The sequence below is a fragment of the Candidatus Edwardsbacteria bacterium genome (assembly GCA_018821925.1).
In the GTDB taxonomy this organism is placed as follows: domain Bacteria; phylum Edwardsbacteria; class AC1; order AC1; family EtOH8; genus UBA2226.
Genome location: JAHJLF010000025.1, coordinates 1 through 10949, shown reverse-complemented (window position 1 = coordinate 10949; position 10949 = coordinate 1). Strand labels below are relative to the sequence as shown.

Sequence of the window (10949 nt, the reverse complement as noted above, 5' to 3'; positions counted from 1 at the left end):
TCCTCCGGAAGACTTAAAGAGATCTATGACGAATTGATCGACAAACGGGGCCAGCTGGCTGATGTGCATACAATTCAGAGTTTGCGGCCCGAAAGCATTATAAAACACATTGACCTTTATATGGAAATCATGTTCAGCCAGTCCCTGCTTTCCCGGGCCGAACGAGAGATGATGGCTGTGGTCGTATCGGCATGCAATAAATGCGAATATTGCCAGATCCATCATTCTGCGGCCTTGAACCATTATTGGAAAAATGACCATAAAGTGATATTGTTGAGAAAAGATTACCGCCAGGCAGAATTGTCCGGAAGAGAGGTGCAGCTATGCGCCTTTGCCGAGTCTCTTACCCTGAATCCCGGCCAGTCCAAGGAAATTGATCAAACCGAGCCGTTGCGAAAAGCAGGGCTTTGCGACAGCGCCATATTGGATGCCACATTGGTGGTGTCCTATTTTAATTTTGTCAACCGGATAGTGTTGTCCCTGGAGGTTGGCCTTGAGAAGGACCCGGGAACCGGGTATAACTATTAACTGAGCATCCCTATGAAAATAACAATTCTTTGCGAAAATCAAGCTGGTCATAGCGGTTCCAGGTTCTTCCTGGCCGAATGGGGGTTGTCCTTATACGTCCAGACACAAGATATCAATCTTCTTTTCGATACCGGGCATACCGGCGTCTACCAGCACAATGCCAAACAGTTGGGCCTCAATCTTGACCGCACAAACTTTATCGTGCTGTCGCACCACCACTGGGACCACGTCGGTGGTTTACAACATCATGGTTTTAAGACTAAAAAGAAGCTTATTGTACATCCGGAATTGATTGTCAAACTTCCGGCAAAAGAATCCCGTAAGATAAAACAGGATTTCAAGGTCATTGCCTCAGCCGAACCCTTGGAATTTTCCCGAGGCATTTATTACCTGGGCGAGATCCCCCGCCAGAGCAGCTTCGAAAAAGGAACATTCAAAAATGAGCGGATGCCGGACGATTCGGCAGTGGCCATTAAAACCAAAAAGGGCACGGTGGTTGTCACGGGCTGTTCCCATTCCGGCATTTGCAATATATGTGAATATGCCAAGAAAGTGACCGGGCAGAGGATTTACGCTGTGATCGGCGGGTTCCACTTATTCGAGAATAATCCAAAAGCGGTAGCCGGAGCCATTAAATATTTTAAAACAGAAAAGCCCCGGTTTATCTACCCGATGCACTGCATTGATCTTCCCACCCTGGCCAGATTTCATGGCGAATTTGGGATAACAAAATTGTCGGCCGGTGACAAAATAAAGATTTAAGATCGATGCCAGTAGATTTTTCGGTTCTTTTACCCAAGTCATCTTAAAAGCAAATCATAAAAGCCCCGCTTATATAGCGGGGCTTTTATACCTTACTCTAATGAGGGCGACATATTATAAAGATTGCTTCGTCTGTCAATACTTTTAGCCTTCTCGCAATGACTATGGGACAAAAGCAAATCTGCGTAAATCAGCGTCCCAAGTTACCCTTTCAGCTTCTCCTCCAACTCGGCGATCCTTCTCTCCAGGGCGTTGATCTTCTTTATGTACTCCGGCAGCATGGCCACCGAAGCCTCGCGGCGCCTGGCCTGGAAGTGCGGCCGGGCAGGATATCCCGAAACCACCGTTTTGGAAGGAATGGACTTGGTGACCCCTGACTGGGCTCCTAAGGTGACGTCATCGCCGATCTTCAGATGGCCGATTATCCCCACCTGCCCGGCCATTACCACCCGGTCGCCCACGTAGGTGGACCCGGCCATCCCGGACTGCCCTGCCACGACGCCGTCCCGGCCGATATGAACGTTGTGGGCGATCTGCACCAAGTTGTCTATCTTGGTCCCCTGTCTGACGATGGTTGACCCCAGAGCCCCCCGATCAATGGCGGTATTGGCCCCCACCTCCACATCGTCCTCCAGAATGACATTGCCCACCTGGGGGATCTTGAAATATTTGTCTCCGTCCTTGGCGTAGCCGAAGCCGTCCGCCCCCACCACCGCCCCGCCATGCATGATGACCCGATTTCCTATCCGGCAACCCTCCCTTATGGAGACCTGGGGATAAATCAGGCAATCGTCTCCCACCGTTGTCCCTTGGCCGATATAGCATAGGGGCATGATCACCGTATTGGCGCCTATTTTGGCCCCGGCCTCGATGACCACATAGGCTCCGATGGTGGCGCTCTTGTTTATCTGGGCCGAGGGATCGATGATTGCGGCGGAGTGAATGCCCGGCTGGGGCTTTGTTTTGCCGGCGTTGTAGAAGAAGGTCACCGCCTTGGCGAAGCTTAAGTATGGGTTATCAGTGACTATCAGGGTCCGGCCTTCTGTCGCGACATTTTTGGGGACGATGATGCAGGAGGCCTTGGTGGATCCCAGATATTCGGCATAACTGGGATTGGCCATAAAGCTGAGCTGGCCGGGTTGGGCCTCCTTCAGGCCCGCCAGGCCGGTCAGTTCCACATCCGGCCCCTGCAGCTGTCCCCCGCATTCATTAGCCAGCAGGCTGGCCTTGTATCCGCTCATTGCTGGGATATCCTCTGGCTTATTTTTTCCGCCAGGCTTTCACAGCCTATCACCAGTTCGCCCTCGCCGTTTACTTTCTCGCTCTCCTCGGCTATTATCTGATCGCGCTCCACGTTGTATATCTTGATGGTGATGGTTATCTGGTTGTTGGCCAGGTTCTGGGTGATCTGTCCCAGGGTCATATAACCGGCGTTGAGGATCTTGGCCATCTCCAGGCCCCGGGCCTCCTTGACCTCGGACTTGGAGAGCCCCTTGTCCTTTACTATATCCTCCACTTGCTTCTTGGCCACCGGCTTCAATTGTTGCCCCCTCTCCAGCGCGGTAAAGATGAACTCCTGGGCCTGCTTGCCGAACTTCCTCTTGATGGCCTCGGCGTCCAACTCCCAGATGGGGAAGAGAGCGATGCTGGGCAGAACCTTGGCGGCTGTTCCCTCCTCCTTGGCCAGCTCCTCCAGCACCTGTTCGGTGATGTCCAACTCCTTGGAGGCGTAGACCACCAACCCCGTCGAGGAATCCAGCACCATCAGCAGGTTATTGTCCAGCGCCACCCGCTTGACCACATTGCCTATCTTCTCGGCCATGGGCTTGGACAGCTCGCGGTTCTTCTGGTCGGCCTTTCCGCCCGGATCGAACATCTCTTTTACAAAGGCCTCCAATTCCTTCTTCTTGAGGGAGACCTCCTCTTTTTTGGCCTTGCGCCGTTCGCTGCTAATCACCAGGTCCGTCTGCTCCAGGCTCTTCTCCAGAGAATCTATCGTCTTGCGTTTGTTCGTTATCTCCTTGTTCCAGCCTTCTATGATCCGGTTCATCTCCTGCCGGATATCAGCAGCCCCCCGGTACTGGGCGAATACGGCCTTGGAGTCCAGGTAGCCAACCTTCTGACTGTAAGCGCTGCCCGGCAAAAACAAGACCGCCAGAAACAGGAGAAATATCTCCCTGGGATATCTGATCCTCATACCCAATGCCTTTCCGTTTTTGGTTGATTAAAACGAAGTCCCCAGTTGGAAATGCAGCTGCCACTTGTCGGACTGCACGTTCTTGTCCCAGTCGAATCCCCAACCCCAGTCCAGGCCCAGGACGCCCAGCATCGGCACCTCGGCCCGCACCCCCAGGCCGGCGCCCTTGTAAAGCACCGAGGGATGGATTTTGTCGTATTGGGTCCAGGTGTTCCCGGCGTCGGCAAAGGCCAGCAGGTAGACGCTCTGGGTGAAGCTGTACTTCAACTCCAGGTTGCTGATCAGCATTATCCGGCCGCCGTAGGTGGCCCGGTTGATGCTCTGATCGGGATAGCCCCGCACCCCGTCGTCGCCCGAACCGCCGATGCGGAACCTCTCGTAGGGCGGAACGGTGGCGGGATCCGTATAGCCGTCCACCACCCCGGTCTTGGCCCGGGCCATCCCCACGAACTTCCAGAACAACGGCCGGTAGTGGCGATATTCCAGTAGATATTTCTGAAAATTGATCCTGCCTCCCAGGATGCCGCCGGCGTACTTGGCCAGGCCCACCGTCCGGGTACCGCGGCTGGCATTGAAGGGGCGGTCCCGGCTGTCCCTTACCAGCGTAAACGAAGTGCTCGATGATATGGATGGGAATGCTTGAGTGCTCATAGCTTTTGCAAAAGATTCGGACATATCCGTGATATTGATCCTCTCCAGGCTGTATGCCCAATAGCCCCGGGTGTAATCCAACCAGGGGATTGGGCGCCCCAGGCTCAGGCTGCCTCCGGTCTTCTTCTGGGTATATTCGGAGTACGAATACTGGGTGTGATAGACATTGACGCCCACCGAGGTCGGGGTGTCGAACAGCCAGGGCTCGGTGAAGCCCAGGTCAACGTTGAATTTCTTGTTGCTGAATTCGGTCTTCAGGTTCACCTGCTGGCCCCGGCCCAGAAAATTGGGAACCCCGATCTGCACGAAGCCGGCCAGGCCGTCGGTGGCCCCGTAAGTGGTTCCGATTTGGAACTGCCCCACCGTCTTCTCCTTGACATCGAAGATCAGGTCGATGTTGCCCATGGTGTCGGCCGGCTGGTAGTTAAGCTGGACGTCCTCGAAAAAACCCAGGGTGAATATCTCCCTCTGGCTGCGCATCACCTTGGAGCGCCGGAACAGCTCGCCCGGCTTGACGGTCAACACCCGGCGGATCACCTTCTCCCGGGTCTTGGTGTTGCCGGCGATGATCACCTTGTTGATGTAGGCCGGTTTGTTCTCGATGATATTATAGGTGACATCCACCGTGGAATCCCGCAGGTCCTGGAAAGGCTCGATGTGGCAGTAGATGTAGCCCTCCTCGGTGTAGATGGAGAACAGGTTCTCCAGGGTCTTGTCGGCGTCGTCTATCCGGAAGACCTTTTCCGGTTTGAGCTCGGTCATCCGGTAAAGCCTCTTGGTATTGATCTTGTCGTTGCCCGAGAACTCCACCCGGCCGATCCTGAACTCCGGCCCCTCGGTCACGTCCAGATGAATGTTCACCCGATCCATCTTCTGGTTGTAGGACAGCGAGTCCTGCCTGGCGGCTATCTCCAGGTGGCCGTGGTTCTTGTACAGCCGGGTCACCCGGTCCAGGTCCTGGGCCAGGGTATCCTGATTGAAGGATCCGCCTCGGAACCAGGGGATTACCTTCCAGACCAGGGTCCAGCCCCGGGGCTTGGTTTTCATGGCCTTGATGACGGCCTTGTCTGTTAGGGCCTGGTTGCCGCTGACCAGGATCTTCTTGACCCGGATCTTCTTGCCCTCCTCAATCTTGAAACGGACCGCATAGCGGCTGCCCGACTCTATCAGGGTATCGTCAACCTGGGCGTTGAAGTAGCCCTTCTCCATATACATGGCCCGGATGGTATCCTTGGATTGAGCCAGATACTGGGGATCCAGAAAACTGCCGGGCTTAAGGGCGATCTTTCCCTCCAGCTCATCGGACTTGATCTTCTTGTTGCCCAGGAGTTCTATCCTTTCCACGATGGATTTCTCCGTCACCGAAAATACCAGAACGTACCCGTTCTCGGTGGAATCTCTGGCCACCGCCACCTCCGAGAAATACCCCAACTGGTATATCTTCTTCACCGCTTCCGAGATGTTGTTGTCGTTCATCTGATCGCCCGGCAGTATCCCTGATGCGTTCAGCACCACCTCCGGATCGATGCGCTCGATACCCTCTACCCTAAGGTCGGCGATGATGGCGGCATTGGCCGGCAAAGCCTGAACAAAGAACGAAACTATCAAAACTATTGACGGGAATAAAAAACGGTTCATATATGTCTTTCTTTTTTAGTTATCGGGTTTGTTTAAAATGATTTTACTTATTGAACTTGTAATACTACATAGCAAGGGTAGAAATCCAGTTCTTTGGGCCTTATCTTATTTCTTTCTTTTTCTCCGCTTTCTCTTTGAAGAGAAAGCTCCAAAGTCACGCCAAAGGCGGATCCGCCTATATGGATTTACCTGCGGTGGCGGAAGAACTGTCGCTGCACCGCTGCTTGAATGGCATAATAGCCAGCCGCCTGAATGTCTTGATCACGAAACAAAGCACCCGCAGGCAAAACATTTTTAACGGCAGCTTTTGCCCTGCAGCAGCGCTGATGCGACCCGGAACCCCGCCTTTAAGTGGAGCGGCTCACACTTCAGCCCCGATAAAGCAGTCATTGCGTCATAGGCCCCCTGCATGTTCTGGTTCAATGAATGCCGGGGCGTAGGCCTTACTATCCGCGGAGCTGGGCGGCAAAGACTTCCTTCGACAAAGCAGGCACGATGTTCTTCTCAGGACGGCGTCTTTGGTTACTTTCGGCGCCTGCCCTGAAAATAGCAACCCGCCTTAGTTGTGAAGGGTCATAAGAAAGTAACATTTAAGATATTACAGACCTTCTTTTGGATAAAACTTAATACCAGTTCGTGATAAAAACATCTGCTGGAATTGAACTGTAATTATAACATTCATGGATTATGCAGTCAATTGAAAACCTTGCCCATTAAACATGACCAGGCTGGCTATGGCCAGCCTGGTCATGGGCTCACTTATTCGCTTTGGGACGTTTTTTCCTGACGCCTCTTCCTGTTTTTTTTATGGACCGCGGAACGAATTTTAAGACCTCGCCTTCGGCTTCGATCAGCACGCCGTCCCCGAACTTTATATCGGCCTTCAGGATCTCCTGGGACAGCGGGTCCTCCACCATCCTCTGGATGGTGCGGCGCAAAGGCCTGGCCCCATAGGTGGGATCGAATCCCCTGTCCACCAGCAGTTCCTTGGCCTGGGGCGTGATGCCGATGGTGATGTTCTTTTCCTTAAGCCGCTGGGAAAGCTGGCCGATCAGAATGTCCACGATTTTGCCCATCTCCGGCCGGCCCAGGGAATTGAACACCACCACCTCGTCCACCCGGTTTAAAAATTCCGGGTTGAAGGTTTTTTTAAGTTCCGACAGCACCTTGTCCTTCATCTGGTCGAAGGCCAGCAGCTGATCGTTCTTCTGGAATCCCAGGCTGACACCCTTCTTGATCTCCCGGGCCCCCAGGTTGGAGGTCATGATCAGCACCGCGTTCTTAAAGCTTACCTGGCGGCCGTAGGAGTCGGTCAGTTGGCCGTCCTCCAGCACCTGCAGCAGCATGTTGAACACATCGGGATGGGCTTTCTCAATCTCGTCCAGCAGGACCACCGAATATGGCTTGCGCCGGATCTTCTCGGTCAGCTGGCCGCCCTCCTCGTATCCCACATAGCCCGGAGGCGCCCCCACCATCCGGGAGACGGCGAACTTCTCCATGTATTCCGACATATCCACCCGGATCAGGGCGTTATCGTCGCCGAACAGGAAAGAGGCCAGAACCCTGGCCAACTCGGTCTTGCCTACCCCGGTGGGGCCCAGAAAAATGAACGAGCCCATCGGCCGGCCGGTGTCCCGGATGCCGGCCCGGCTGCGGCGCACCGCCCGGGAGACGGCCTCCAGGGCCTGGTCCTGCCCCACCACCCGTTTATTGAGTTCCTCCTCCATCCGCAATAAGCGGGCGGACTCCTTCTCCTCCAGCTTGACGATGGGGATGCCCGTCCAGCGTGAGATCACATAAGCTATATCCTCCTCGGTGATGCGCACCGCCACCAGGTCGCGGCTCTTCTTCCAGGCTTCGCGCAGCCTCTCAATTTCCTGGCGCTTGTTCTTCTCCGAATCCCTTAAGGTGGCCGCTTTCTCATAATCCTGGCCCTTGACCGCTTCCACCTTTTGGACCTTGATGTCCTTGAGCTCGCTCTCCAGGAATTTTATCTCGGCCGGTGTCTCGGAGGTGGACAGCCTGGCCCGCGAGCCGGCTTCGTCCAGCACGTCGATGGCCTTGTCCGGCAGAAAACGGTCGGTGATGTAGCGATCGGACAGCCTGACCGCCGATTCTATGGCCTCATCGGTATATTTCACCTTATGGTGATCCTGGTATTTCTCCTGCAGGCCCTTCAATATCTTCAGCGATTCGTCCACCGATGGGGCCTCCACTATGATGCTCTGGAAGCGGCGCTCCAAAGCCCCGTCCTTCTCTATGTGCTTGCGGTATTCGTCCAGGGTGGTGGCCCCCACGCACTGCATCTCCCCCCGGGCCAGGGCGGGCTTGAGCATATTGGAGGCGTCCAGCGCCCCCTCGGCCCCGCCGGCACCCACGATGGTGTGCAGTTCATCCAGGAAGATGATGTTATCCTGGGTCTGGCGCATTTCGTTCATCAAGGCTTTCATCCGCTCCTCGAACTGTCCCCGGTACTTGGTCCCGGCCACCACTGCGGCCAGGTCCAGGGCCATCACCCGCTTGGACAGCAGGGGCTCCGGCACCTCGCCGCTGATTATCTTCTGGGCCAGCCCCTCCACGATGGCGGTCTTGCCCACCCCGGCCTCGCCGATCAGCAGGGGGTTGTTCTTCTTGCGCCGGGACAGGATCTGAATGACCCTCTCTATCTCCCGGTTTCGCCCGATCACCGGGTCCAGCTTGCCGTCCTGGGCCAGCCGGGTCAGGTCCCGGCAGAAATAATCCAGGGCCGGAGTCTTGCTCTGCCCGTTTGATTGGGGCATCGGCGATGATCCCGGCTCGCTGGACAGTAGGCGCATGATCTCGGAGCGCATCATCTCCGCGCTGAGGCCCAGCGACACCAGGGCCCGGGAGGCTATGCCGTCCTGATCTTCCATCAAGCCCAGCAGCAGGTGCTCGGTGCCCACATAATTATGTTGGAGGTTTTTGGCCTCCTCAACCGCCAACTCCATGGCCCGGCGGGCCGACAGGTCGAAGGGCAGTTCGCCCATCATGATGGTCTCGCCGCCCTTGGGCATCAGCTCCTCCACCTTGCGGCGGATCTGCTCGGTGCTTAAGCCCAGGCTTAAAAGCACCGCCACCGCCACCCCCTCGCCCTCCCGGAGAGTGGCTAAAAGGATATGTTCGGTGCCGATGTAATCGTGCTGCAGGCGTCGGGCCTCCTCGCGGGCTATGAACAGGACCCTTTTGGCCCTTTCGGTAAATCTATTATCTTTCATAATAATTACTTATTGATATTTGACTGTTTTGAGGTATGAAAAGTTTAAATAAAATTTGCCAGAATACCCCTGACCATTTTGGCCCTTTCCCCGTCCCGTTCATGGGCCTCCATCTGGGCGTCCAGCAGGATCTGCAGATGGGCCGGCTGGGTTATGATCAGCAGTTTGTTGAGGGCATTCAGCCCTATCCTAGGGAATATGTCTAAGGAAATGCCCAGGCGCAGGGAGGATGACAGCTCCAGAAATTCCTGGGTGGAAAGCATTCTGGCATTGGCCAGGATGCCGAAGGCCCTCCAGATGTTGTCCTCGGTCTGCCGGCGGGCGTGATCCATGATGTAACGGCGGGTCTCCAGTTCCTGCTCCATCAGGCTGCGCCCCACCCGCTCGACATTCTCAATTATCTCCAGCTCGTTCCGGCCCAGGGTGGCCCGATTGGAGATCTGGAAGATATCCCCGGCCACCTCGCTGCCCTCGCCGTAGAAGCCCCGCACCAGAATACCCTGCTCCTCCAGTTGGTTTAAAAGTTTTTCGATCCTCTTGGCCCGTACCAAAGCCGGCAGGTGGATCAGCAGGGAGGCCCTTAAGCCCGTCCCCAGGTTGCTGGGACAGCAGGTTAAAAAACCCCACTCCGGGGAATAGGCCATCTCCAGTTTCTGCTGCAGCTGGTCGTCCACCTGATCCACTATCCGGAAAGCTTCGATCAGATCCAAGCCCGGCAGCAGGCTCTGCATCCGGATATGGTCCTCCTCGTTGATCATCAGGTCCAGCGACTGGTTCCTTCCCACCAGCACCCCGGCCCCGTTCTTTTTATCCATCAGATCGGAGCTGATCAGCCGGCGCTCCCAAAGGGCCGTCATGTCCAGCTGGGTCAGGACATCCAGGTCGAAGAAAGCCGCATCGCCGAAATAATTCACCGCTGACGAAGCCTTCCTGATCTCTTCCCGGACCAGGCTGCGCTCAGCCTGTTCGGACCGGTCGGGAAAAAGATGCTCCGCCAGGTTGCGGGCCAGACGCACCCGGCTGGAGATCACCACTCCGGGATCGCTGTCCGCCAGTTTAAGCCATCCGGCCTCCTGGCCAATCAGGCCCTGTATGCCGTGGTCGGGAAGGTTCATCTGGCCCCGCTGGTCTCCAGTTCTCTGATCTGGTCGCGCAGGTCTGCCGCCTTCTCGTATTCCTCCTTGAGCACCGCTGCCTGCAATTCCTGCCTGAGCCGCTCCATCCGGTTTTCGGAGGGCGCGGCTTTGATATCATCGGAGGTCGGAGCGGCCTTGCCCAGATGATCGTTGATGCCGTGTATCTGCCTGACCAGGGGTTTGAGGCTGGCATTGAATACCTGATAGCAGCCGGGGCATCCCAGCCGGCCCAGTTTTTTGAAATCGGTCAGGGCCAGCCCGCATTTGGGGCATTGGGCCGCATTATCGTCGTCCTGCTCGGTGCTGATATCGCGGATCATCCCGGCCAGCATATCGCCCAGGGACGACAGGGCCAGGTTCAGGCTCTTGGCCAGGCCCTTTAGCTCGGCGCACTCCCGGCACAGGTTGTATTCGGTGTTACGGCTGTCCCGCACCTCGGTGTAATGCATCACCGCTTCGTTTTTTTTGCACAGATCGCAAATCATAATGATCTATAGTTGATTAATAATTTATGAAATAATTGAGGGATAAACGCCGCCACACATTCAAACTATCAGGCATTTCAGCCGTCTATAGGTGTGACACTTTTATATCCGCTAACATAAGTAAATATAGCCATTAAACCCCGCTTTGTCAACCCCTGAGAACCTAAGTGTGGTTGATGGAAGTTTTCACCTCCCGGCGGCAAACAGCTCCCCGGAAACAGCCGCAATATCCGGACGGCTGCCCAGCGCTATCCTGGCGCAGAAGCCCTTCCCGGCGATGAATTCCAGGGGCTGGCGGATATTCCGGACCAGCTTC

The 10949-nt window shown here is 55.6% G+C and carries 8 protein-coding genes; 2 read left to right on the top strand and 6 right to left on the bottom strand.

All coding sequences use genetic code 11. From position 1 onward, the window contains the following. Positions 1 to 528 (top strand): peroxidase-related enzyme (locus KJ869_02470; protein ID MBU1576052.1); only part of this gene is annotated, 528 nt, incomplete at its 5' end. A 12-nt stretch (positions 529 to 540) separates the two neighbouring features. Then, a complete protein-coding gene (locus tag KJ869_02465) occupies positions 541 to 1290 on the top strand; it encodes an MBL fold metallo-hydrolase (GenBank protein ID MBU1576051.1) in 750 nt (249 codons plus the stop codon). Between the two features lie 203 nt (positions 1291 to 1493). On the opposite strand, the gene lpxD is transcribed toward KJ869_02465, so the two are convergent. The 6 genes from lpxD to KJ869_02435 form a co-directional block, all read right to left on the bottom strand. Beyond that, complete coding sequence (lpxD, locus tag KJ869_02460; protein MBU1576050.1) at positions 1494 to 2531, bottom strand: UDP-3-O-(3-hydroxymyristoyl)glucosamine N-acyltransferase; 1038 nt, start codon at positions 2529 to 2531, stop codon at positions 1494 to 1496. Continuing rightward, positions 2528 to 3487: an OmpH family outer membrane protein gene (locus KJ869_02455; protein MBU1576049.1), complete on the bottom strand. Its 960-nt coding sequence runs from the start codon at positions 3485 to 3487 to the stop codon at positions 2528 to 2530. The genes lpxD and KJ869_02455 overlap by 4 nt, the downstream gene beginning before the upstream one ends. Before the next feature lie 27 nt (positions 3488 to 3514). Next, positions 3515 to 5776 carry an outer membrane protein assembly factor BamA gene (gene bamA, locus KJ869_02450; protein MBU1576048.1) on the bottom strand — a complete coding sequence of 754 codons (2262 nt, stop codon included), beginning with the start codon at positions 5774 to 5776 and terminating at the stop codon, positions 3515 to 3517. A gap of 755 nt (positions 5777 to 6531) precedes the next feature. Continuing rightward, positions 6532 to 9012, bottom strand: coding sequence for an ATP-dependent Clp protease ATP-binding subunit (locus KJ869_02445; protein MBU1576047.1), 2481 nt, complete (start codon positions 9010 to 9012; stop codon positions 6532 to 6534). 44 nt (positions 9013 to 9056) lie between these two features. Next, positions 9057 to 10127 (bottom strand): ATP--guanido phosphotransferase, encoded by a 1071-nt coding sequence (locus KJ869_02440; protein MBU1576046.1) that lies wholly within the window; start codon positions 10125 to 10127, stop codon positions 9057 to 9059. Further along, entirely contained in the window at positions 10124 to 10633 is a 510-nt protein-coding gene (locus KJ869_02435) for a UvrB/UvrC motif-containing protein (protein ID MBU1576045.1), read from the bottom strand. The genes KJ869_02440 and KJ869_02435 overlap by 4 nt, the downstream gene beginning before the upstream one ends. Positions 10634 to 10949 lie beyond the last annotated feature (316 nt).